This window comes from Amycolatopsis sp. NPDC003865 (genome assembly GCF_053605345.1).
In genome coordinates, this window is sequence record NZ_JBSGJA010000014.1 from 1 (window position 1) to 22,472 (window position 22,472).

Sequence of the window (22,472 nt, forward strand, 5' to 3'; positions counted from 1 at the left end):
GTCATCTGGGCACTGCTGCGCGACGGCCGTGAGTTCCATCCCTCACCACCGATCACAGCCACAGCCGGCGCTTGACACGATCATTGAGACTCCTCAGTCCTTCCCCCATCCCTACCAGGGCGAGACGGGGATCGCGAACACTCCGTGGTGCACAGTTCGAGCGGTCGGACTGGACCGGATGGCGCAGCAACCTGCAACGACGGAGCGACCGGGCCGCCGAGCTGCGGCGGACCGTCGCGGATCACCTTCACTGGACCGCGCCCTGACTCTCAGGCCAGGAACTCCGCGATCTCCTCCGCCGAGTAGCCCAGCTCCGCCAGCACCTCCGAGGTGTGCTGACCCAACGTCGGCGGAGCGGACGTCGGCCGCGCGGGGGTGTCCGAGGCCTTCACCGGGAAGCCCGTCCCCAGGTACGTCCCCACCGTCGGGTGCGGCAGCCGGACCACCTGGTCGCGTGCGGCCGTCCACGGGTCCGCGTACACGTCGTCGATCTCGTTGATCGGGGCCGCCGGGATGCCCGCCGCGTCGAACGACTCCAGCCAGTCCGCCGCCGTGCGCGTCAGCAGGACCGGCTCCAGCAGTGCGTTCAGCTCGTCGCGGTGCGCGGCCCGAAGGGCGTTCGACGAGAACCGCGGGTCCGCCGCGATGTCCAGGTCCAGCACCCCGCAGAACGCCTGCCACAGCTTTTCGCTGCCCACCGCGATGATCAGCCAGCCGTCCGCGACGTGGTACGCCTGGTACGGGACAATGCTCGGGTGCGCCGAACCCATCCGGCGCGGCCGCGGGGTGTCGTAGAACGCGGCGCCCGCGGCGTACACGTGCCACGCCAGCTGACTGTCCAAAAGGGATACGTCGAGGTACTGGCCGCGGCCGGTCGTGTGGCGGGCCTGCAGCGCCATCAGCACCGCGATGATCGCCCACGTCCCCGCGTTCAGGTCCGCGACCGGCAGGCCGACCTTCGCCGGCGCGCCGTCCGGCTCGCCGGTCAGCGACATCACGCCGCCCAGCGCCTGCGCCACCAGGTCGTAGCCCGCGCGGTCGCGGTACGGGCCCGTCTGCCCGAACCCGGTGATCGACACGTGGATCAGCCGCGGGTTCAGCTCCGCCAGTACCTCGTACCCGATGCCCCACTTCTCCAGCGTTCCCGGCCGGAAGTTCTCGACGAGCACGTCCGCGCCGGCCACCAGCCGCCGCAGCGCCTCGCGGCCGCGGTCGCTCTTGAGGTCGAGCACGATCCCGCGCTTGTTCCGGTTCGCCGCCAGGTAGTACACGGCCTCGTCGCTCTCGCCGACGAACGGCGGTCCCCAGCCGCGGGTGTCGTCGCCGTGCCCGGGCGGCTCGACCTTCACCACGTCCGCGCCCATCTCGCCGAGGTACTGCGTGCAGTACGGCCCGGCGAGGATGCGGGACAGGTCGACGACCTTGATCCCGTCCAGCGGGCGGAATCCGGCGTGGTCGGCAGGCATCATGTCCTTTTCCCTATCACCCGTCCAGGAGGACGACGGCCTGCGGGGTCCGCTGGTAGAGCACGAACCGCCCGTCCCGGCTCCGGCTGACGAGACCCGCGCGGTGCAGCGCGCCGAGGTGGTAGGAGACGGTGCCCGGCGCGTACCCCGACCGCGTGGCGAGTTCGGCCGTCGACCGCGCGGTTTCCAGGTCCGCCAGCAGCGCCGCCCTGGCCGCCCCGACCACCGGCGCGAGCCGGTCCGGCGGCGGTGTCCCGCCCGTCCCGATCCCGTGCGCCGGGTAGCCGAGCACGACCTGTCCCGGCACGTCGACCTGCACGCTGATCACCGGCCAGCTGAGCACGCCGGGCGCGAGGACCAGCTCGCGGCCGGTGACGTCGGCCTCGCCGTCGAACGGCTTGTCGAGGGTGATCGCGTCGCCCGCCCAGCCGATGCTCGGGTCCAGTGTCCCGAGCGCCGCGCCGACGCCGCGGCCGGCGATGGTCGTCGCGCGGTGGGTGATGTCCCGGTCGAGGACCGACTGCAGGCCGGCCCAGCCCTCGGCCAGCGCGTCGCGCCAGAACCGGGCGAGCCCGTTGGCCAGGCGCCGCGGCATCGTGCCCGACTCCGCGGCCCGGCGGGCGGCGACCGGCAGCGGCCTGCTCCAGTGCGCGCTCGTGTGCGAGAGCACCTGCTCCTCGAGCTCGTCCTGCGGTGTCGCCTCGATGCGCGCGAGCTGCTCGTCGAGCAGGTCGCGGTGGCGGGTGGCCGTTCCGGGCTGCGGGGTCAGCAGGTCGGGCGTGTAGATCTCGCCGGGGCGCGGCAGCAGGTCCAGCAGCAACGCGACGTCGGGGTGGGCGAGGGCGGCGCGGGCGAGCGGGCCGGGGTCCCCGAACACGGGGTGGCGCGCCGGGCCGGCGGCGAGCTTCAGCCAGGCCAGGGACTCCGCCGCGAGCGAGGGCGAGAACCGGGTCCTGGCCACCGTCTCCGCGTCGACCCGCAGCGTGAACACCGATCGACGGTAACAGCCGCCGTCGTGGATTTGAACCGGCTCGAATCCTTTCCGGCCGGTGGCCGCCGCGGGGTTGACTGGTGCGGTGTTCCGAGGACGCGCGTGGACCCTGGCCGCCGTCACCGCGGTGTTCCTCGCTTCGGCACCGCCCGCCGCGGCCGGGTCCGCCGGGTGCGCCGTGTCCGCCGTCGTCCGCACCATCACCTGGCGCAGCTGGTCGGCCGGCCCCGACGGGGTGTACCGCGCGACCACCTACCGCAAGCCGTTCGTCGTCCACGTTCCTTACGTCGTGGGTGTGCTCAGCGCCAGCAGCCGCGCCTCGGCGTCCCGGAGGTAGCGGTCCAGCGCGGCTTCGGCCGCCGCGAACCGGCCGGCCCGCAGGTCGCGCAGGATCCGCTCGTGGCAGCCGAGGAACGGCTCGTAGAACTCGCGCGTGTTCTCGTTGAGGACGAAGAACAGCCGCGTCTCGGCGAGCACCTGGCGCATGGTCGCGGAGATGCGCTCGCTGCCCGCGAGGTCGGCGAGCGCCTGGTGGAAGTGGATGCTGGCGGTGCCGACCGCGGGCCAGTCCGCGGCCGCGGCCGCCGCCCGGCCGTCGCGCAGCGCGAGCTCGACCGGCGTCAAGTCCACGGTGGACAGTTCGGCCGCCCGCCGGAGAGCGCCGCATTCGGTGGCCCGGCGGACGACGTACAGGTCCTCGATGTCCTCGGTGGTCAGTTCGCGGACGAACACGCCGCGGTTCAGCTCGTGCACCGCCAGCCGCTCGTGGGCCAGCAGCTGGAACGACTCGCGCAGCGTGTTGCGCGAAACACCGAGCGCCGAGCTGATCACCGGCTCCGAAAGCCGTTCACCGGGGGCGAAGACGCCGTCGGTGATGTACTGGCGCAGGATCGCGGCGACCCGTTCGGCCGTGCCGCTGCGCTCGAGCAGGTGCCGCTCGCTCTCCAGCCCCGAAGCGTCGACGGACACGGCGCTACCTGACGCCGAGGTCGAAGTCGAGGCTGTAGCGGTTGCCCGGCATCGCGCCCGCGGCCTTCGCGCCGTCGATCGGCAGCACGACGCCGTTGATGAACCGCGATTCGTCACTGGCCAGGAACACGACGGCCTTCGCGACCTCCCACGCTTCGCCGACCCGCGCCGCGGGCGTGCTCGCGACCAGCTGGTGCTGCTTGGTTTCGAACTCCTCCGGCGAGTTCAGGGTGCTGCGCAGCATGTCGGTGTCGATCGCGCCGGGGTTCACCGTGTTGGCGCGAATGCCCTGGTGCGCGTGCGCGACGGCGATCGACTTGGTCAGCCCGACCAGCGCGTGCTTCGTGGCGTTGTAGACCGGATCCCCGGGACGGCCCATCACGCCGCCGTTCGACGACGTCGTGATGATGCTGCCGGCCCGTGCCTCGATCATGTGCGGCAGCACGGCGCGGGTGCCGAGGAAGGCGGCGCGGACGTTGAGCGCGAAGATGTGGTCGAACTCGGCCAGCGTGGTGTCGGCGAGCGGCTTGCCGAGGTGGATGCCGACGTTGTTGAACAGCACGTCGATGCGGCCGGTTTCGGCGAGCACGCCGTCGACGAACGCCTGCACGGCGGCTTCGTCCGTGGCGTCCACTATGGAGTGCCGGTAGCCCGCCACGGACTCCGCGGGCTCACGGATGTCGGAAGCGAACACCGTCGCACCTTCGGCGAGGAACTCCTTCACCGTGGCGAGGCCGATGCCCCGCGCGCCGCCGAAGACGACCGCCACCTTGTCGGCCAACCGACCCATGTCACTTCCCCGCTCTCAGTCGTGCTGTCTGCTCTTCGTCGACCGCGTAGTCCTCCGGCAGCCGGACGAGCGCCGCGGGATCGCCGTGGAACCGCACCTCGACGCCGTAGACTTCGCGTGCCGCCGCCACCGAGACGTACCCCTCGACGACGTCGGCGAGGACCGCGTCCACCGGCCGTTCACGCGGTGGCCCGTAGCCTCCGCCACCGGGCAACGTGACGTCCACAACAGACTCCGGCGCCAGCGTGACCCGGCTCTTCGCGGGCAGATCCGTCCCGCCGGACAAGCCGAAGCGACCGGGAGCACCGGGCTCCCCGCCGTCCACTCCGGACGCCGCGGCCCGCACCCGGTCGACGTTGCCGTTGACGCTCCAGGAAGTCACGCCGGGTGCGCCCATCGTGGTCACCTGTCCGAGACCGCCCCGCCGCCGGCCGGCGCCCCCGGAGTCCACCCGTAGTTCGCGCGCGTACTGGACCAGCGGCGCCATGGTTTCGACGACCTCGGTCGGCGTCGAGCGCAGACCGCTCGGGAACCCGGTGGTGTTCAGGCCGTCCTTGTCGGCGCGGGCGCCCATCCCGCCGGTCTGGAAGACGTTCAGCATGAACCCCGGCCCGCGCCAGATGGTCATCCACAACGCGTCCGCGCTCGGCGCGATCGCCGCCCCGGGCAGCGCGCCGATCAGCAGCGACGGCAGGAAGTGCCCGATCAGGTGCCGGGACGCGACCGGCGCGGGCGGCAGGCAGTTCAGCACCGAGCCCTCGGGCGCGGTGACGTGCACCGGCCGGAACGAGCCGGCGTTGTGCGGCACCTCCGGCGCGATCGCGGCCTTGACGGCGAACGACGCGTACGCCCGCGTGTAGTTCAGCACGACGTTGATCCCGCGCCGGCTCTGCGGCGACGAGCCCGCGAAGTCCAGGTGGATCCCGTCACCGTCCACAGTGGCCGTGACGCGCAGGACGATCTCTTCGTCGTCGAAGCCGTCGGTGGCGATTTCGTTGGTGTAGACGCCGTCCGGCAGCTTCCGCAGGGCGTCGCGCAGTGCTTTCTCGGACCGGTTCATGATCTCGGCGGCGACGTCGTCGAGGCTGTCCAGACCGAGTTCTCCGAGGAGCCGCAGCAGGCTCGCCGCACCGACCTCGTTGCCGGTGACCTGCGCGTACAGGTCGCCGATGGTCTCCTCCGGCGTCCGCACGTTGGCCCGGATCAGCCGTTCCAGGTCGGCGTTGACCTCGCCCGCGCGCAGGAACTTCAGGATCGGCAGCCGCAGGCCTTCTTCGAAGACCTCGTGGGCCTCGGCGGACACGAGCCTGCCGCCGATGTCGGGGGCGTGGCAGCAGGACGCGAACCACGCGACCAGCCTGCCGCGCCGGAACACCGGGGTCGCGACGGTGATGTCGTTGATCTGCCCGGCCGTCTGCCACGGGTCGTTGGTGAGGAGGACGTCGCCGGGTTCGAGGGTCTCCGGCGGGTACGCGGCGACGAAGTGGTGCATGCCGGTGGCCATGGCGTTGATGTGGCCGGGTGTGCCGCCGACGGACTGGCCGATCATCTCCCCGCGCGAGTCGAACACCGCGCAGGCCAGGTCGAGCGATTCCCGGACGACGGCGGAGAAAGCCGAGTTGACCAGCGCGTTCTGCTGCTCGGCGAGGATCGAGTGCAGTCGGTTGCCGAACAACCCGACCACGATCGGATCGACCTTCACACCGTCACCTCCAGCGCGGCGTCGTCCCGGACGACGCAGTGCGCGCCCGGCGGGACGACCACAGTGGACTCGCGTTCCTCCACGATGGCCGGTCCGTCGACACGCTCGCCCGGGGCCAGGCGGTACCGGTCGAAGATCGCCGTGTCGACAAATCCACCGGCCGCCGGGAACCAGGCCCGCCGGCTGCCCTTCCGCGCGGCTCCCGGCGCGCCGGACGAGGCCAGCCGGAGGGTCACGGCCGGTTTCGGCCCGCTCGAGACGACCCGCCAGTTCAGCACCTCGACCCCGACCTCGGGCCCGGTGCGCCGGTAGAGCGCGCGGTAGGTCCGGGTGAACTCGTCGATCAGCGTCGCGGGCCAGGGACCGTCGTGGACCGGAACGCGGATTTCGTAGCCCTGCCCGGCGTAGCGCATCTCGGCGATGCGCCGGTGCGCCACCTCGTCCACCCCGGACTTCGCCAGCAGGGCGGCGCCCTCGGCCTCCATCTCGGCGAACAGCGCGTCGACCTGGTCCCACGCGAGGTCGTGGACGGCCGCGCGCGCGGACCGGACGAAGTCGAACGCCAGCGGCGCGGTGAGGAACCCCGCCGCGCTCAGCACCCCGGCGGCGGGCGGCGCCACGACCGAAGGCGCTCCGAGCACCCGCGCGACGCCGACGCCGTGCACCGGGCCCGCGCCGCCGAAGGTGTACATCGGCAGCTTCGCCGGGTCGTGGCCGCGCTCGACGGCGTGCACCCGGGCGGCGTTCGCCATGTCTTCGTTGACGCTGGTGTGGATGCCCCAGGCGGCTTCCTCGACACTGACCCCGAGCGGATCGGCGATCTTTTCGCGGAGCACCGCTCTCGCGGTGGTGGCGTCCAAGCGCATCGCGCCGCCCAGGAAGTAGCCCGGGTCGAGGTAGCCGAGGACGAGGTCGGCGTCGGTCACCGTGGGCTCGGTACCGCCGCGGCCGTAGCAGACCGGGCCGGGCTCCGACCCGGCCGAATCGGGGCCGACGGTCAGCAGGCCGAGCGCGTCGATCCGGGCGATCGAGCCGCCGCCGACGCCGATTTCGATCAGGTCGGTCACCGGCACCTGCACCGGGAGGCCCGAGCCGGGCAGCAGCCGGTACTTCCGGTCCACTTCGAACTGGTGGGTCACGAGCGGCGCGCCGTCGGCGATCAGGCACAGCTTCGCCGTCGTGCCGCCCATGTCGAAGGCCAGCAGGTCCGGCGGGCCCAGCTCCGCGGCCGCCAGCGCCCCGCCGGCGGGGCCGGACTCGAGGATGCGGATCGGGTGCCGCGCGGCGGTGTCCACAGTGGCCAGTCCGCCGCTGAACAGCATGATGTGCGGCGCGCGGCCGATCCCCAGCCGGTGCAGCCGCGTTTCGAGGTCGCGCAGGTAGCGCTCGGTGAGGTCCTGGACGTACACGTTGGCCACGGTCGTCGACGCGCGCTCGAACTCGCGGATTTCGGGGACGACGTCCGAGGACGACGCCACCCTCAGCGACGGCGCCACCTCGGCGAGGATTTCCGCGGTCCGGCGTTCGTGCGCCGGGTTCGTGAACGCGTGCAGGAAGCAGACGGCGACCGCTTCGATCCCGCGTGCGGCCAGCTCCCGGCCGAGCCTCGCGACGAAGTCCTCGTCGAGTCCGGTGTGGACGGAGCCGTCGGCGAGGATCCGTTCCGGCACGTCGAACCGCAGGTGCCGGGGCACGAGCGGCGCGGGCAGCTCGATGCGCAGGTCGTAGAGCTCGTACCGGTGTTCGCGGCGCATCTCGAGGACGTCCCGGAAGCCCGCCGTGGCCAGCAACGCCGTCCGCGAGCCCGTGCGCTCGATCAACGCGTTCGTCACCAGCGTGGTCCCGTGCACCACCTGCTCGACCGAGCCGAGGTCCTCGAGCAGCGCGGCCAAGCCCTCTTCGACCGCACGGGCCGGCTCGTCGTGCGTGGTCAGGACCTTGCCGACCGCGGCGATCCCGGTGTCGTCGACCGCGCAGAGGTCGGTGAACGTGCCGCCGATGTCGACGCCGATCCTCATGCCCGGTACCACCGCGGCGAGGTGTTCAGCGGCGGCTTCAGCCGCGCCCGCACGACCAGGACGTTCGGCTCGTCCGACTCGACGAACTCGCCGAGCAGCCGCCGGAACGCGCGCCCGAAGCCGGACACGCGGTCCGCGTGGACGCCGAAGGACCGCGCGAGGCCGACGAAGTCCGGGCTGTCCCAGTCGACCCCGCGGTGCGGCACGCCCTCGCGGTCCTGGTCGTAGCGCAGCATGCCGTACCCGCCGTCGTCGACGAGGACGACCGTGACCGGCAGCTGCTCCTGCGCGAGTGTCGCCAGATCGCCGCAGCCGTAGAGGAAACCGCCGTCGCCGGTGATGCAGATGGCCCGGCCGGTGCCCGCCGCGGCGGCACCGAGCGACGCCGGGAAGCCGTAGCCGAGGGTGCCCCAGCCCATCGGGTAGGCGAGCTTGCGGGGCGCCCGCACGCGGTGGAAGCCGCCGACCCAGTAGCCGGCGACGCACATGTCGGACACCAGCACCGCGTCCGTCGGCAGCACTTCGTCCAAAGTGGACAGCAGGTCGTAGGCCTGTGGCTCTTCGTCGCGGATCCGCTGGCGCACGCGGCGGCCGATGCCGGCCAGCCGCAAAGTGATGTCGTCCAGGCCGGGGCGTTCCTTCGGCAGCAGCCGCTCGACGATCCCGCGCGCGTCGCCGACCAGCGTCAGGTCGGGCCGGTAGTTCTTGGCGGCGTCGTCGGCGTCGACGTTGACCGCGATCAGCTTCCGCGGCTTCGGCATCCGCCAGTTCTGCGTCATCAGGCCGTCGAAGTCGGTGCCGATGGCGAGCACGACGTCGGCCTCGTCCCACAGCTCGCCGACCTCCGGCGTGTGCACCGGGTTGGGCGCGAGGCACGGGTGGTCCAGCGGCAGCAGGCCACGGGCGCCGAAGGTCGTGATGACCGGCGCGGCGATCTTCTCGGCGAGCGCGCCGATGGCGTCCCCCGCGCCGGACCGCAGCGCACCGCCGCCCGCCCAGATCAGCGGGTGCTCGGCGTCGGACAGCAGGGCCTCGGCCCGCGCGAGGTCGGGCACGTCGCCGTCGGGCTTGCGGTGCGGCGCGGGCGGCCGCCGGTGCGGCACCGTCTCGCGCAGGTAGTCGGTCGGCACGCCGAGGTAGACCGGACCGCTCTGCGGCTGCAGCGCGAGCCGGGCGGCGCGGTGCACGGTGGTGCCGATCTGGTCGGCCGCGCGCACGGTGAAGCCGCCCTTGGTCACCGGCGCGAACATCGCCTGCTGGTCGGACGTCTCGTGCAGCACCCCGCGGACGACGCCGGGCCGCCGCAGCGTCGAGGGGATGTCGGTGGCGATGACCAGCACCGGAGCCGCGGAGGCCATGGCTTCGCCGACCGCGCCGAGGGTGTTCGCGGCGCCCGGGCCGGTGGTGACGAGAGCGACCCCGAGCTTGCCGGTCGCGCGTGCGTAGCCGTCGGCGGCGTAGCCCGCGGTCTGCTCGTGGCGGACCCCGACGAGCTTGATGCGGGTCTCGGCGAGTGCCTCCCACAACGGCAGGTTGTGCACCCCCGGGAGGCCGAAAACGATCTCCGTTCCCAGCCCTTCGAGCGCGTCCACCAGCTCCCGAGCACCACTCACAGCCACGGCGCGGATACTGCCAGATCGTTCAACGATCTGGCAATCAGCCCCTAGACGATGTGCCGCTCGACCGGTGCGGTATCGGCGCGGCCGAAGCGCCGGACGTCCAGCCCGGTGATGTCCACCGCCGTCGGTCTGCCCAGGTAGAGGTCCCGGACCAGCTCGCCGGCCGCCGGGCCCATCTGGAAGCCGTGGCCCGAGAAGCCGGTCGCGTAGAAGAACCGCGACAGCAGGACGCTTTCCCCGATGATCTGGTTGCGGTCCGGCGTCATTTCGTACAAGCCGGCCCAGGCCGTCCGGACGCCGGCGTCGAGCACTCCCGGGATCCGCCGGCTCGCGAGCTCGGCCAGCCGCGGCAGCCACTCGCCCGCTTCGTAGTGGGTGCCGAACCCCGGGAAGCCGTCGTCCTCGGAGAACGACATCGCCAGGCCGGCGCCTTCGCGGTGGAAGTAGAACGCCGACGGCAGCTCGATGGTCAGCGGGACCCGCTCCGGCAGCCCGGGCACCGGCCCGGTGAACACGACCTGCCGCCGGAACGGCCGCACCGGGAGGTCCACTCCGGCCAGCTCCCCGATCCGCCCGGACCACGCGCCCGCCGCGCACACGACCGCGCTGGTCCGGACGAACCCCGCCGTCGTGTTAACGCCGGTTAATGTGTGGCCGTCGCGCTCGACCCCGGTGACTTCGACGCCGGTGCGCAGCGTCGCCCCGCAGGCTCGCGCGGCGCGCGCGTAGCCCTGCACGACCGCGTCCGGTGTCGCCTTCGCGTCGTCCGGGGACCACAGCGCGGCGACGATCCCGTCCGGCTCGAGCATCGGCAGCACCGCGCGCGCTTCCGCGGGATCGAGCAGGTGGCTGCGAACGCCGTACTCGTGCTGCAGCTCCGCGCACTGTCCGATTGCGAGCACGTCCGCCGGATCGGTGAGCAGGTACAGGTAGCCGTCGCGGCGGAAGTCGATCTCCGCGCCGAACCGCTCCCGGAACGCGCTGTACGCGGTGAGCCCGCGCAGTCCCAGCTCGACGTTCACGCGGCTGGTGAACGACGACCGGATGCCGCCCGCGGCCTTCGCCGTCGAGCCCCCGCCCAGCCCGCCGCGTTCCAGGAGCAGGACGTCGACACCGGCTTCCGCCAAGTGGAACGCGCAGCTCACGCCGATCACGCCGCCACCGACCACGACGCACTCGGCCATCGGTGGCAACGACGTTTCCCCGGCGCCGGCGACGGTCATACTCGCCAATGTAGAACGTGATCCACCGGCGGCCGCCGAACGCGTAGAGTCGGCGTGCCGAGCGCGGAAGGTGATGTCCCATGGCGATGATGCCCGTGACCGACTCGATGTTCCTCCTCGTCGAAACGCGCGAGCATCCGATGCACGTGGGCGGCCTGCAGCTGTTCAAGAAACCCGACGGCGCCGGGCCGGAGTACCTGCGGGACATCCGCCGGAACCTGCTCGAATCGGACAACATGCGCTCGGTGTTCCGGCGCCGCCCGGCCCGTCCCGTCAACACCATGGGGCACGTGGCCTGGCGCGCGGAGACCGACCTCGAGCTCGACTACCACTTCCGGCACTCGGCGCTGCCGCAGCCGGGCCGCATCCGCGAGCTGCTGGAGCTCACGTCCCGCTGGCACAGCACCCTCCTCGACCGGCACCGCCCGCTCTGGGAGACGCACCTCGTCGAGGGACTCGCGGACGGCCGGTTCGCCGTCTACACCAAGGTCCACCACGCGCTGATGGACGGCGTCTCGGCGCTGCGCCAGCTGCAGGGCACGCTCTCGGACGACCCCGCGGACCTGGATTGCCCGCCGTGGTGGGGCAGCCGGCGCAAGCCGGGCGAAGGCCGCGTCAAGCGGCCCCGGTCCTTCCTGCAGACGGCGGGCAAGACCGCCAACCAGCTCGCGAGCCTGGCGCCGGCCGCGATGAAAGTCGCGCGCGAAGCGTTCGGTGAACACACGTTGACGCTGCCCGGGCAGGCACCGCGCACGATGCTCAACGTGCCGATCGGCGGAGCGCGGCGGTTCGCGGCGCAGTCGTGGTCGCTCGACCGCGTCCGGCAGGTGGCGACGGCGGCCGGGGTGTCGCGCAACGACGTCGTGCTCGCGATGTGCTCGGGCGCGCTGCGGGACTACCTCATCGAGCAGCGCGCGCTGCCGGACGCGCCGCTGATCGCGATGGTGCCGGTGTCGCTGCGCCGGCAGAACGACCCGGGCGAAGCGGCGGGCAACAACATCGGCGCGCTGCTGTGCAACCTGGCGACCGACCTGCCGGACGCGGGCAAGCGGCTCGTCACGATCCACCAGTCGATGCGCAACGGCAAGCGGCTGTTCTCGGAGCTGACGCCGTTGCAGACACTGTTGTTATCGGCTGTTAACGTCGCGCAGCTGGGCGTTTCGCCGATCCCGGGCATCGTCAACAACACGCGGCCGCCGTTCAACCTGGTGATCTCGAACGTGCCGGGGCCGCGCAAGCAGATGTACTGGAACGGCGCGCAGCTCGACGGCATCTACCCGGCGTCGGTGCTGCTCGACGGCCAGGCCGTGAACATCACGCTGACCAGCAACGGCGACCACCTCGACTTCGGCGTCACGGGGTGCCGCCGCAGCGTGCCGCACCTGCAGCGGATCCTGACCCACCTCGACACCGCCCTGGTGGAACTCGAAGCCGCGGTGAAGTAACCCGCTCACCGACACGTCCGCTCCCCCATCGGAAGGAATCTTTCCGAACTCGCTGGTCTGTGGTCTCCGCCCGCTCTTAGGGTGGCGGCGATCCAGTGCCGGAGAGGAGCAGGAAATGACCGAATCCGTCGAGGTGTGGACGACTCCCGACTTCGTCGAGTACGAAACTCCCATGGAGGTCACCGCCTACGCGGCCCGTATGGCGGACTGACCGGTGCCCGTCGAGCCGCTCGCGGAAAGCGCGTTCATCGCGGCCCTGCGCGGTCTTTCCTCCCGCTATTGGGGCACGCACCCGTTCCACCACCGGCTGCACGCGGGCGAGCTCGACGCGCACGGGCTGCGGATCTGGGCGGCCAACCGCTGGTACTACCAGTGTCAGCTGCCGCAGAAGGACGCGGCGATCATCAGCAACTGCCCGCTGCCGGAAATCCGGCGCCAGTGGCTCGACCGGATCGTCTACCACGACGGCCCGCACGCCGGCACCGGCGGGATCGAGCGGTGGCTGCGGCTGTGCGAGGCGGTCGGCCTGGACCGGGACGAGGTGCTCGACGAACGGCACGTCGCTCCCGGGGTCCGGTTCGCCGTCGACGCCTACGTGACGTTCGCGCGGACCAAGCCGTGGTGGGAGGCTGTCGCGTCCGGGCTCACCGAGATGTTCGCCGGGCACCTGATGCAGCAGCGCGTCGCGGACATGCTCGCGCACTACTCCTGGATCGCGCGCGAGGACCTCGCGTACTTCACCAACCGCATCGACAAGGTCTCCGGCGAAGGCAAGGACACGCTCGACATCGTGGTCCGCCACTGCGTCACGCGCGAGCAGCAGGACCGCGCGATCGCCGCGCTGTCGTTCAAGTGCGACGTCCTGTGGTCGATTCTCGACGCGATCGAACGGGCGGCGCGGTGATCACCGCGGGCTCGGTCCCGCAGCTCCGGCGCGGTGTCCGATTGTCCTTCGACCACGTGCGGGAGACGCACGTGCTGCTGTTCCCGGAGGGTGTACTGGTCCCGAACACGACCGCCGCGGCGGTGCTCGAACTCTGCGACGGCGCCCGGACCATCACCGACATCGCCTCGGCGCTGGGGAGCCGCTTCACCGGGGTCCGGGAGCAGGACGTCCTCGACGTGCTGGCCCGGCTGGGCGAACGGCGGGTCGTCGCGTGGACGTGAAACCGCCGCTCGGGCTGCTGGCCGAGCTGACCCACCGCTGCCCGCTGCACTGTCCTTATTGCTCGAACCCGGTGGAGCTGGTCACGCGGGAGGCCGAACTGTCCACGGCGGACTGGCTTTCGGTGCTCTCGCAAGCGCGTGAACTGGGCGTGCTGCAGGTGCACCTGTCCGGCGGTGAGCCGCTGGCGCGGCCGGACCTGCCCGAGCTGGTGGCGCACGCGAGCTCGCTCGGGTGCTACGTCAACCTCGTCACCTCCGGGCTCGGGCTCACCGCCGACCGGCTGGACGACCTCGTCTCGCGGGGACTGGCGCACGTCCAGCTGTCGGCGCAGGGCGCGACACGGGAGCGGTCCGACCTGCTGGCCGGCGCGCGGGCGTTCGACCACAAGCTCGCCGCGGCCGCCTTGGTGAAATCGGCCGGGCTGCCGCTGTCGCTGAACGTCGTGCTGCACCGGCGCAACCACGACCAGCTGGCCGGGATCATCGAGCTGGCCGAGCGGATGGGCGCGGACCGGCTCGAACTGGCGAACACGCAGTACTACGGCTGGGCGTTGCGCAACCGTGCGGCGCTGATGCCGACGCCGGAGCAGCTCGCCGCGGCGGAACCGATCGTGCGTGCCGCGGTTTCGCGTTTGCGGGACACGATGGAGATCGTCTACGTCGTCGCCGACTACTACGAGCCGTACCCGAAGCCGTGCATGTACGGGTGGGGTGCGCGGCAGCTGACCGTCGCACCGGACGGGACGGTGCTGCCGTGCCCGGCGGCGTCGGCGATTTCGACGCTGCGGCTCTCCTCCGTGCGGGACACGCCGCTGGCCGAGATCTGGTACCGGTCCGAGTCGTTCAACGCCTACCGCGGCGAGGACTGGATGTCGGAGCCGTGCCGCACGTGTGACCGGCGCGGGCTCGACTTCGGCGGGTGCCGCTGCCAGGCGTTCCTGCTCACCGGCGACGCGGCGGCGACCGATCCGGTGTGCTCGCGGTCGCCGGAGCGTTCGCGGGTCGACCTCGTGCTGGCGCGGCCGCCGGCAACCGACCTGGTGATGCGCCGGTGAAGGTGATCCTGCTCGGCACCGCGGCGGGCGGCGGCTGTCCACAGTGGAACTGCGCGTGCCGGCTGTGCGCGGCCGGGCTGCCGCCGCGCTCGCAGGACTGCGTCGCGATCAGCGCGGACGGCGCCGGCTGGTATCTGCTCAACTGCTCGCCGGACATCCGCGCCCAGATCCTCGGCACGCCGGCGCTGCGGGCCGGGCCGGGGCCGCGGGAGATCCCGCTGCGCGGGGTGCTGCTCACCGACGCCGAACTCGACCACACGCTGGGGTTGCTGATGTTGCGCGAGGCCGGCGGGCTACCGGTGCGGGCACCGGACGCCGTGCTGCGCGCGCTGTCGCCGTTTCGCTCGATCGTCGACGGTTACGGCGGCTGGACGGCTCTCGCGGACCTGCCGGGGCTGCGCGTGGACGTGCTGCCGGTGAGCGACAAGAAACCGAAGTACGCGGCCGCGGGGGACGGCCCGTGGGTCGTCGCCTACCGGATCTCGGACCTCGCGACCGGCGGCGTCCTGGTGTACGCGCCGTGCCTGAAGAGCTGGCCTCCCGGGTTCGACGCCTTCGTGGACGGCGCTTCGCTGGTCCTGCTCGACGGGACCTTCTACGCGCCGGACGAGATGGCGGGGGTCGGCGGACCGGACCAGCTCGCGATGGGGCACCTGCCGATGACGGCGAGCCTGCCCCGCGCCGCCGGGCGGCGCTGGGCGTTCACGCACCTCAACAACACGAACCCGGTGCTGGACCCGGCGTCGCCCGAGCACGCCGCCGTCCTGGCCGCCGGCGCCCAGCTGCCCCCGGACGGCACTTCGTACGAGCTTTAGGCGATGCCCTCCGGTGCGGCGCCGGCGGTGATCCGGTCGATATCGGCCAAGTCATCCGACGTCAGCTCGACGTCGACGACCTCAAGGCGTTCGCCGCGCGCCGCGGCAGCACAGACATCGGACGACCGGGGAGATCTTCCAGTCAACGAGACCCCCAAATAACTCTTTGACGGTCATGTCAGACTGAGGCCATGCCCCACGACAACCTGCGCGTCCTGGCGCACCCGCTCCGCATGCGGATCCTGTCGCTGCTGACCGGCACGGCCCTGAGCGCGGCCGAAGCGGCGCGCGAGCTGGACGACACGCAGGCGAACATCAGCTACCACGTCCGCCGCCTGCACGAAGCGGGCCTGCTCGAGGTGGCGGAGGAGGTGACGATCCGCGGCGGCCGCGCGAAGCGATACCGCCACGACCCGGACTCGGGCCGCCGCTTGACGACGCGGTCCCCGGCCGAAACCCGGCTGTTGACGCAGGCGATAGCGGACGAGCTGCTCCGGCGGGCTCCGCAGCGGGCCCACGACCGGCGGGCGTCGTTGACGGACGCGGAGTTGTGGGTCGACCCGGAGGTGTGGGCGCGGGTGCTGGAGCAGGCGTCGGAGCTGAGCCAGGAACTCCACGCGGCGGCCCGGCCGCCGCGGACCCCGGGGACGGTCCGGGTCAGCGCGAGTGTCGCGCTGTTCGAACTGGCGGAGGCCCAGTGAACAACGCCCTGTTCGCGCCGCTTCGCGAAAGACGGTTCCGCGCGCTCGTCACCGGGCGGACGTTCGCCGACTTCGCCAACGCCGTCGCACCTTTCGCACTGGCCTTCGCCGTCGTCGATCTGACCGGGTCGGCCGTGGACCTCGGGATCGTCGTCGGGGCGCGGTCGATCGCCAACGTCCTGCTCGTGCTCTTCGGCGGCATGCTCGCCGACCGGTTGCCGCGGTCGGTCATCCTGCAGGGCACCGAGACCGCCGCCGCGCTCACGCAGGCCGCCATCGCCGCCAGTGTCCTCTGCGGATTCGCCTCGGTCCCGCTGCTGGTCGGGCTCAGCCTGGTCAACGGCGCCGTCTCGGCCATCTCGCTGCCGGCCGCCGCGTCGCTCACGCCGTTGACCGTGCCCTCGCCGCTGCTCGCCCCAGCGAACGCGCTGGTCCGGCTGCTCTCCAACGCCGGCCGCATCGCCGGCGCGGGACTTGCCGGGGTCCTTGTCGCCTTCGCCGGCTCCGGGTGGGCGCTCGCCGCGAACGCCGTCCTGTTCCTCGCGGCCGCCGTCTCCTACCGCCGCATCCACCTGCCGCACGGCGAACGCATCCCCGGCAGCCGCCCGCTCGCCGAACTCGCCGAAGGCTGGCGGGAGTTCCGTTCCCGGTCCTGGGTGTGGCTGGTGGTCCTGCAGTTCATGATCGTCAACGCGGTCAACGCGGGCGCGCTGCTGGTGATCGGCCCGCTGGTCGCCGACGACACGTTCGGCCGCACCGGCTGGGGCCTCGCGCTGGCGGTCCAGACCGCCGGGTCGCTGCTCGGCGGCGTCGTCGCGGCGCGCTGGCAACCCCGCAGGATGCTGCTGATCGGCGTCGCGCTGGTGATGGTCGACGCGCTCCCGATGCTCGCGCTGGGCCAGACGCCCTACCTGCTGCCGCTGCTGTTCGCGATGTTCCTCTCCGGCGTCGCGATCGAGCAGTTCGCGGTGGCGTGGGACGTCTCGCTGCAGGAGAACGTGCCGCCGGAGAAGCTCGCCCGCGTCTACTCCTACGACATGCTGGGCTCGTTCATCGCGATGCCGCTCGGCCAGATCACCGCGGGCCCGCTGGCCGAGCACGCCGGCCGGTCGGCAACGCTGATCGGTGCCGCGGCGCTGATCGTCGCCGCGACGGCGGTCGTACTGGTCAACCCGCAGATCCGCGGGCTGGTCCGGCGCGCACCGGTCAGCCCGGGCGCACCAGGATGAGGTTGAGCAGGCTCGCGCTGAAGACGACGTCGTCCCCGCCGTCGACCAGCTCGACGCGCGTGCGAACCAACCCCCGGTCCGGCTTCGATCGCGAGAGCCGGGCCTCGGTGACGGTGGCCCGCAACCGCAGCACCGAGCCGGGCCGCACCGGGCGCGGCCAGCGGAGCTCGTCGACGCCCGGGCTGCCCAAGCTCGACGCGGCGGACAGGTAGTGTTCGGCGAAGAGGCGCATCATCAGGCTCGCCGTGTGCCAGCCACTGGCGATCAACCCGCCGAAGGGCCCGGCCGCCGCGGCGGCGGCGTCGACGTGGAAGCTCTGCGGGTCGTAGCGGCGGGCGAAGTCGAGCACCTCGGCCTCGGTCACCTCGACGCTGCCGCAGTCGTGGGTGACGCCGGGGACGTAGTCCTCGAAGTAGCGATCGCTGGTCATGGGCGCAGGGTGCCACAGAAACCCTTCGATCCGGAGCGAACGGTTAGGCTGCCGGAATGGTCGCCGAGCCCGACATCGCCGCGGTCGCCCAGGCGATCGGCGAACCGGCCCGGGCGGCGATGCTCCTGCAGCTGATGGACGGCGCCGCACATTCCGCCCGCGCGCTGGCCACGGTCGCCGGAGTCGCACCCTCCACGGCGAGCTCGCACTTGCGCCGGCTGTGCGAGGCGGGCCTGGTCGTCGCGACCGACGCGGGCCGGCAGCGGCTGCACCGCCTCACGGGGCCGGAGGTGGCCCAGCTCGTGGAAGCGCTGGCGGCGCTCGCCCCGCCCCGGCTGCCACCGCGGCTCCAGCCCGATCCGCCGTCGGGGCCGTTGCTGCGCGCACGCGCCTGCTACGGGCACCTGGCCGGCCGGCTGGGGATCGAGCTGGCGGCGCTGCTGCGGAAGGACGGCGTGGTCGGGGAGCTGGCCCCCGGCGAGACCGGCGTGGTGCACACCGTCGACCACCCGCTGCTGACGGCGCTCGGGATCACGGAGCTGCGCGGCGCCGGACCGCCGGTGCGCGCGTGTCTCGACTGGTCGCACCGGACCACGCACCTCGCGGGGGTCTTGGGGACCGCGCTGCTGATGGCGTTGCTCGACGAAGGGTGGCTACGCCGCCGCCCGGGCGGACGCGCCTTGCGCGTTGCCGAAGCAGGCCGCCGCGGACTCGCCGAGTACGGCATCGACTGATCCCACACCCGGGTTCAGCGGGTCTCCGTGGTAGCCGCCCTCCAGGCGCGGCCTTGGCCGCGCGGCCCGGGTTCACCCTCGCGCGTGGTCAGGCCGGCGCCCAGGGCCGGACCTCCTCCAGGAGCTTCGCCACCGCGAGCACGAGGTCGTCCGAATGCCGCGGCCCGACGATCTGCAGCCCCACCGGCAAGCCCGCCGACGTGCGGCCGGCCGGGACGCTGATCGCCGGCTGCTGGGTCATGTTGAACGGGTACGTGAAGGGCGTCCACTCCGGCCACTCGCTCAGCCCGCTGCCCGGCGGCACGTCGTGTCCCGCTTCGAACGCCGGGATCGGGACGGTCGGCGTGATCAGCACGTCGTAGCGCGTGTGGAACTCCCCCATCAGGATGCCCAGCGCGGCGCGCTCGGCGGTCGCGTCGAGGTAGTCGCTCGCGCTCCACTTCTTGCCGAGCTCCCACACCTTGCGCAGGCCGGGGTCGGTCCGCTCCTCCGACCCCGGCGGGAACGTGCCGAGCAGCTTCGCCGCGCCCGACGACCACAGGATGTCGAACGCCGGCTTCGGGTCGGCGAACCCCGGGTCGGTCTCCTCGATGTGCAGTCCGGCGTCGCCGAGCGCGCGCACCGCCGCCGCGACGATCTCGGCCACTTCCGGGTCGACGTCGACGTAGCCGAGCGTCGGCGAGAACGCCGCGATCAGGCCGCGCACGTCCCGCCGGACGGCCTCGCGGTACGACGCTACCGGCGGCGCGAGCGCGGCCGGGTCGCGGTGGTCCGGCAGCGACAGGACGTCCAGCAGCAACGCCGTGTCGTCCACCGACCGCGCCATCGGGCCGGCGTGCGAAAGCGGGCCGAACGGGCTCGCCGGGAAGAGCGGGATGCGGCCGTGCGTCGGCTTCAGCCCCACGATCCCGCAGAACGAAGCCGGGATCCGCACCGAGCCGCCACCGTCGGTGCCGACGGACAGCTCGCCCATCCCCGCCGCGACGGCCGCGGCGCTGCCGCCGCTCGACCCGCCCGCCGTCTTCGACGGGTCGACGGGGTTGCGCGTGATGCCGCACAGCGGGCTGTCGGTGACGCCCTTCCACGCGATCTCGGGCGTGGTCGTCTTACCCAGTAAGACGAGCCCGGCCTCGCGCATCCGCGCGGCGACGGGGCTGTCGACGTCCCACGGCTGGTCCGGGCTGATGCTCTTCGAGCCCCGGACGGTCGGCCACCCCTGCGTCAGGAACATGTCCTTGATCGAGGACGGCACGCCGTCGAGCCAGCCGATCGGGTTGCCGTCGCGCCAGCGGACTTCCGAGGCCTTGGCCTGCTCCAGCGCGCGGTCGGCGTCGACGAGGCAGTACGCGTTGCAGTCACCGTCGCGGGCTTCGATGGCCTGCAGCGCGTTCTGCGTCGCCTCGATCGGTGACAGCTCCCCGGTCGCGTAGGCGGCGACGAGCTCGCTGGCGGTCAGCATCCTGTCGTTCATCCGGCTCCCTGGTTCCCCGACGGCACGTAGCCGAGCGTCTTGTCGACGACATTGCGCAGCGGCTCCCCAGCCTGCCAGCGGCGGAAGTTCTCGGTGAACACCTCGACGAGCGTGTTCCGCCAGCCGACGAAGTCCCCGGACATGTGCGGCGAGACGAGCACGTCCGGCATGGTCCACAGCGGACTGTCCGGCGGCAGCGGCTCGGTGTCGAACACGTCGAGCGCGGCGCCGGCGATGGTCTTGTTCTCGAGCGCGGCGACCAGGTCGGACGTGACGACCAGCTCGCCGCGGCCGACGTTCACGAACCGCGCCGACGGCTTCATCGCGGCGAACGCGCGCGCGTCGAACATGCCCTTGGTGTGCTCGGTCAGCGGCGCGACGGCGACGACGTAGTCGGCGTGCGGCAGGACCTCCGTGAGCCGCGACGACTCGTGCACGACGCCGAAGTCGGGATCGCCCGTGCGCTCGCGACGCCCGGCGCCGCGCACCCGCATCCCGGCCGCGCGCAGCAGCCGCGCGATGGCCCGGCCGATCGGCCCGGTGCCGACGACCACCACCTCGCGCCCGGCGATCCGCTCACTCTCGCGGTGCAGCCAGCGCCCCTCGCGCTGCAGGTCGTGCGACCGCGCGAAGTCCTTCGCGAACGCGAGCACGACGCCCAGCACGTACTCCGCGATGGCGTCGTCGAAGACGCCCCGCGAGTTGGTCAGGACGACGTCGCTCTCCACCAGCCCGGGGAACAGCACCGGGTCGACACCCGCGCTCGCGATGTGCAGCCAGCGCAGGCGATCGGCCGCGTGCCAGGCGCCGGGCACGGCCGTGGAGAGGAAGTCGTAGACGAAGAGCGCGTCCGCTCCGGACAACGCTTCGGCCAGGCCCGCCGCGTCCGTGTAACGCACGACCGCCCCGGATTCGACAGCACGCATGTCCGGTGGGCGGTGCTCGCCACAGAGCACTGCCAGGACCGGAGCTTCCTGGTTTTCCGAGGCGATCACGTTGACACGGTAAAAGCGGCTCGTATGATTGTCAACAATCCGAGGAACGACCCCCGGAGCACCGGACGTGTCATCAAGTGCAGACGTATTCCGGAGGCTGAGCCTTGGATTTCGACTTCCTGGCGTTCGACGGCCCGCTGGCGCAACGCGGCATCGGCGTGATCGCGCCCTTCGACCTCGCGCTGGAGCGCGAGCTCTGGCGCTGGGTGCCGATGGAGGTGTCCCTCCACCTCGCCCGCACGCCCTACGAGCCGGTGCCGGTCAGCATGGAGATGGCCCGCCTCGTCAGCGACAGCCACCACCTGGCCAGCGCCACCCGCGACGTGCTGCACGTCGAGCCCGAGGTCGTCGCCTACCTCTGCACGTCGGGCAGCTTCGTCAACGGCGTCGACTACGAGCGTTCGCTGACCAAGGCGATCTGCGACGCCGGCGCGCCGGACGCCGTCACCACCTCGGGCGCGCTGGCCGAGGTGCTGCACCAACTCGACCTCCACCGCGTCTCGGTGCTGACGCCCTACGACGCCGACCTGACCCGCGCGCTGCACGACTTCCTCGCCGAGCTGAACGTCGAGACCGTCGCCAGCGACCACCTCGGGCTGGGCGGCGGCATCTGGAAGGTCAGCTACCGCACCATCGCCGAGCGCATCCTCGCCGCCGACCACGGCGAAGCCGAAGCGATCTTCGTCAGCTGCACCAACCTCCCCACGTACGACCTGATCGAGCCGCTGGAGGCCGCACTCGGCAAGCCGGTGCTGACGGCCAACCAGCTGACCATGTGGGCGTGCCTGCGCCGGATGAACCTGCCCATCGTCGGACCCGGGAAGTGGCTTCGTGACGTGTCGTGAAGGTTTTCCTTGACCAGCCCTCTAGGATTGTCGACAATTTGCGTCCCTCCGGAGGATCCGTGACCACCATCGGTTTCATCTACCCCGACCACGCGGCCGAAGACGACTACCCGCTGGCCGAACAGCTGCTCGGCGGCGCGGCCGCCGACGAGGGCGACATCCGGCTCGCGGTCGAGCACATCTACGGCACCGACAAGCACGCGGTCGCCGAGCTGCTCGACCTCGGCAGCGAGAGCAGACTCGCCGACGGTGCCGCCCTGCTCAAGAAGCACGAGCCGGACGCGGTCGTCTGGGCCTGCACCAGCGGCAGCTTCGTCTACGGCTGGGACGGCGCACGCGACCAGGCCGACCGCCTCGCCGCCGTCGCCGGGGTCCCGGCCTCCAGCACCTCCTTCGCGTTCGTGCACGCCGCGCGCGCCCTGGACGTCAAGCGGGTCGCCGTCGCCGCCAGCTACCCGGACGACATCGCCCGGCTGTTCGTGGACTTCCTCAAAGCCGGCGGGGTCGAGGTCGTCGCGATGGCCAGCGCCGACATCATCACGGCCGCCGAAGTCGGCGCCATGCCGCCGGAAGCCGTCGTCGAACTCGCCGTGCGCCACGACCACCCGGACGCCGACGCCGTCCTCGTGCCGGACACCGCCATGCGCACCCTCGGCGAAATCAACGCCATCGAAGCGGCGCTGAAGAAGCCCGTGCTGACCGCCAACCAGGTCACGGTGTGGGAGGGCCTGCGCCTGACCGGGCAGCACCGGCTCGTCCGCTCGCTCGGCGCGCTCTTCCGGCACCTGCCGGACGGGGGCGCCTGAC

The 22,472-nt window shown here is 72.2% G+C and carries 23 protein-coding genes; 12 read left to right on the plus strand and 11 right to left on the minus strand.

Going from position 1 to position 22,472, the window contains the following annotated elements:
• Positions 1-269 precede the first annotated feature (269 nt).
• Both ACWEVP_RS29730 and ACWEVP_RS29735 read right to left on the minus strand, forming a co-directional pair.
• Positions 270-1,469 carry a CaiB/BaiF CoA transferase family protein gene (locus ACWEVP_RS29730; protein WP_452065873.1) on the minus strand — a complete coding sequence of 400 codons (1,200 nt, stop codon included), beginning with the start codon at positions 1,467-1,469 and terminating at the stop codon, positions 270-272.
• A 13-nt stretch (positions 1,470-1,482) separates the two neighbouring features.
• Positions 1,483-2,457, minus strand: a complete 975-nt coding sequence (locus tag ACWEVP_RS29735; protein WP_452065874.1) for a DUF5937 family protein — start codon at positions 2,455-2,457, stop codon at positions 1,483-1,485.
• A gap of 85 nt (positions 2,458-2,542) precedes the next feature.
• On the opposite strand from ACWEVP_RS29735, the gene ACWEVP_RS29740 reads away from it, so the two are divergent.
• A complete protein-coding gene (locus tag ACWEVP_RS29740; protein ID WP_452065875.1) occupies positions 2,543-2,794 on the plus strand; it encodes a hypothetical protein in 252 nt (83 codons plus the stop codon).
• Here the strand turns inward: ACWEVP_RS29740 and ACWEVP_RS29745 are convergent.
• From ACWEVP_RS29745 to ACWEVP_RS29770, 6 genes are read right to left on the minus strand one after another with little or no spacing between them, the layout of a single operon-like run.
• Positions 2,740-3,426 (minus strand): GntR family transcriptional regulator, encoded by a 687-nt coding sequence (locus ACWEVP_RS29745; protein ID WP_452065876.1) that lies wholly within the window; start codon positions 3,424-3,426, stop codon positions 2,740-2,742. The genes ACWEVP_RS29740 and ACWEVP_RS29745 overlap by 55 nt on opposite strands.
• 4 nt (positions 3,427-3,430) lie before the next feature.
• Positions 3,431-4,216, minus strand: a complete 786-nt coding sequence (locus ACWEVP_RS29750; protein ID WP_452065877.1) for an SDR family NAD(P)-dependent oxidoreductase — start codon at positions 4,214-4,216, stop codon at positions 3,431-3,433.
• Between the two features lies 1 nt (position 4,217).
• A complete protein-coding gene (locus ACWEVP_RS29755) occupies positions 4,218-5,918 on the minus strand; it encodes a hydantoinase B/oxoprolinase family protein (RefSeq protein WP_452065878.1) in 1,701 nt (566 codons plus the stop codon).
• Positions 5,915-7,936, minus strand: a complete 2,022-nt coding sequence (locus ACWEVP_RS29760) for a hydantoinase/oxoprolinase family protein (protein ID WP_452065879.1) — start codon at positions 7,934-7,936, stop codon at positions 5,915-5,917. Before ACWEVP_RS29760 ends, ACWEVP_RS29755 begins: the two co-directional genes overlap by 4 nt.
• On the minus strand, positions 7,933-9,555 hold the full coding sequence (locus ACWEVP_RS29765; RefSeq protein WP_452065880.1) for a thiamine pyrophosphate-binding protein: 1,623 nt from the start codon (positions 9,553-9,555) through the stop codon (positions 7,933-7,935). The genes ACWEVP_RS29760 and ACWEVP_RS29765 overlap by 4 nt, the downstream gene beginning before the upstream one ends.
• A 44-nt stretch (positions 9,556-9,599) precedes the next feature.
• The gene (locus ACWEVP_RS29770; RefSeq protein WP_452065881.1) at positions 9,600-10,778 is read right to left on the minus strand and encodes an NAD(P)/FAD-dependent oxidoreductase; all 1,179 of its coding nucleotides are present in this window, start codon (positions 10,776-10,778) and stop codon (positions 9,600-9,602) included.
• A gap of 80 nt (positions 10,779-10,858) precedes the next feature.
• Here ACWEVP_RS29770 and ACWEVP_RS29775 point away from each other — a divergent pair, with 80 nt between their 5' ends.
• The 8 genes from ACWEVP_RS29775 to ACWEVP_RS29810 all read left to right on the plus strand — a co-directional run bounded on the left by ACWEVP_RS29775 (position 10,859) and on the right by ACWEVP_RS29810 (position 17,190).
• Entirely contained in the window at positions 10,859-12,223 is a 1,365-nt protein-coding gene (locus ACWEVP_RS29775; RefSeq protein WP_452065882.1) for a WS/DGAT/MGAT family O-acyltransferase, read from the plus strand.
• Between the two features lie 115 nt (positions 12,224-12,338).
• A complete protein-coding gene (pqqA, locus tag ACWEVP_RS29780; RefSeq protein WP_086670354.1) occupies positions 12,339-12,434 on the plus strand; it encodes a pyrroloquinoline quinone precursor peptide PqqA in 96 nt (31 codons plus the stop codon).
• Positions 12,435-12,437: 3 nt separating this feature from the next.
• Positions 12,438-13,127 (plus strand): pyrroloquinoline-quinone synthase PqqC, encoded by a 690-nt coding sequence (pqqC, locus tag ACWEVP_RS29785; RefSeq protein WP_452065883.1) that lies wholly within the window; start codon positions 12,438-12,440, stop codon positions 13,125-13,127.
• Positions 13,124-13,390, plus strand: a complete 267-nt coding sequence (pqqD, locus tag ACWEVP_RS29790; protein ID WP_452065884.1) for a pyrroloquinoline quinone biosynthesis peptide chaperone PqqD — start codon at positions 13,124-13,126, stop codon at positions 13,388-13,390. Before pqqC ends, pqqD begins: the two co-directional genes overlap by 4 nt.
• Positions 13,381-14,445 carry a pyrroloquinoline quinone biosynthesis protein PqqE gene (gene pqqE, locus ACWEVP_RS29795; protein WP_452065885.1) on the plus strand — a complete coding sequence of 355 codons (1,065 nt, stop codon included), beginning with the start codon at positions 13,381-13,383 and terminating at the stop codon, positions 14,443-14,445. Before pqqD ends, pqqE begins: the two co-directional genes overlap by 10 nt.
• Positions 14,442-15,260, plus strand: coding sequence for a pyrroloquinoline quinone biosynthesis protein PqqB (gene pqqB, locus ACWEVP_RS29800; protein WP_452065886.1), 819 nt, complete (start codon positions 14,442-14,444; stop codon positions 15,258-15,260). The genes pqqE and pqqB overlap by 4 nt, the downstream gene beginning before the upstream one ends.
• Positions 15,261-15,451: 191 nt before the next feature.
• Positions 15,452-15,961: an ArsR/SmtB family transcription factor gene (locus tag ACWEVP_RS29805; protein WP_452065887.1), complete on the plus strand. Its 510-nt coding sequence runs from the start codon at positions 15,452-15,454 to the stop codon at positions 15,959-15,961.
• Positions 15,958-17,190: an MFS transporter gene (locus ACWEVP_RS29810; RefSeq protein ID WP_452065888.1), complete on the plus strand. Its 1,233-nt coding sequence runs from the start codon at positions 15,958-15,960 to the stop codon at positions 17,188-17,190. The genes ACWEVP_RS29805 and ACWEVP_RS29810 overlap by 4 nt, the downstream gene beginning before the upstream one ends.
• Here the strand turns inward: ACWEVP_RS29810 and ACWEVP_RS29815 are convergent.
• Positions 17,168-17,620: a MaoC family dehydratase gene (locus ACWEVP_RS29815; protein WP_452065889.1), complete on the minus strand. Its 453-nt coding sequence runs from the start codon at positions 17,618-17,620 to the stop codon at positions 17,168-17,170. The genes ACWEVP_RS29810 and ACWEVP_RS29815 overlap by 23 nt on opposite strands.
• Before the next feature lie 56 nt (positions 17,621-17,676).
• On the opposite strand from ACWEVP_RS29815, the gene ACWEVP_RS29820 reads away from it, so the two are divergent.
• Positions 17,677-18,354, plus strand: coding sequence for an ArsR/SmtB family transcription factor (locus tag ACWEVP_RS29820; RefSeq protein WP_452065890.1), 678 nt, complete (start codon positions 17,677-17,679; stop codon positions 18,352-18,354).
• Between the two features lie 88 nt (positions 18,355-18,442).
• Here the strand turns inward: ACWEVP_RS29820 and ACWEVP_RS29825 are convergent, their stop codons facing one another.
• Entirely contained in the window at positions 18,443-19,825 is a 1,383-nt protein-coding gene (locus tag ACWEVP_RS29825) for an amidase (RefSeq protein WP_452065891.1), read from the minus strand.
• On the minus strand, positions 19,822-20,820 hold the full coding sequence (locus ACWEVP_RS29830; RefSeq protein ID WP_452065892.1) for a D-2-hydroxyacid dehydrogenase: 999 nt from the start codon (positions 20,818-20,820) through the stop codon (positions 19,822-19,824). The genes ACWEVP_RS29825 and ACWEVP_RS29830 overlap by 4 nt, the downstream gene beginning before the upstream one ends.
• Before the next feature lie 104 nt (positions 20,821-20,924).
• Here ACWEVP_RS29830 and ACWEVP_RS29835 point away from each other — a divergent pair, with 104 nt between their 5' ends.
• Together ACWEVP_RS29835 and ACWEVP_RS29840 are read left to right on the plus strand one after the other, a co-directional pair.
• On the plus strand, positions 20,925-21,665 hold the full coding sequence (locus ACWEVP_RS29835; protein WP_086670377.1) for a maleate cis-trans isomerase family protein: 741 nt from the start codon (positions 20,925-20,927) through the stop codon (positions 21,663-21,665).
• Between the two features lie 59 nt (positions 21,666-21,724).
• The gene (locus ACWEVP_RS29840) at positions 21,725-22,471 is read left to right on the plus strand and encodes a maleate cis-trans isomerase family protein (RefSeq protein WP_452065893.1); all 747 of its coding nucleotides are present in this window, start codon (positions 21,725-21,727) and stop codon (positions 22,469-22,471) included.
• Position 22,472 lies beyond the last annotated feature (1 nt).